This is a genomic window from Psychrobacter sp. CAL346-MNA-CIBAN-0220, assembly GCF_040309805.1.
Classification (GTDB): domain Bacteria; phylum Pseudomonadota; class Gammaproteobacteria; order Pseudomonadales; family Moraxellaceae; genus Psychrobacter.
The window spans coordinates 1-295 of the sequence record NZ_JBEOPF010000089.1 but is presented as its reverse complement, the minus strand read 5'-3'; the positions used below and the strand labels follow the sequence as shown (position 1 = coordinate 295).

At 44.4% G+C, this 295-nt stretch carries 1 protein-coding gene; it reads left to right on the top strand.

What is annotated here, in order from left to right:
* Positions 1–295, top strand: a 295-nt coding sequence (locus AAEY88_RS12815; protein WP_350562994.1) for an RNB domain-containing ribonuclease, incomplete at both ends; no start/stop codon positions are given.

Below are 295 nucleotides of genomic sequence, written 5' to 3'. Positions count from 1 at the left end.
CCACAAGACCCGAGTATTCCTAAGTCATTAACCGGTAATAAAGGGGTCAAAAAATCGGTCGATACTCTACATCAATTGTATGAGCTGCTGCTGCAAAAGCGTGAAGAGCGTCATGCAATGGAGTTTGAAACGGTTGAGACTTATATTAAGTTTAACGAAAAAGGGGGTATTGCAGCCATCTTGCCGCGTACTCGTGGTGACGCGCATAAGCTTATTGAAGAGTGTATGCTGCTCGCCAATACCTGTGCCGCTAATTTTGCGTTAAAAAATGAGCTGCCAGTGTTGTATCGTAACC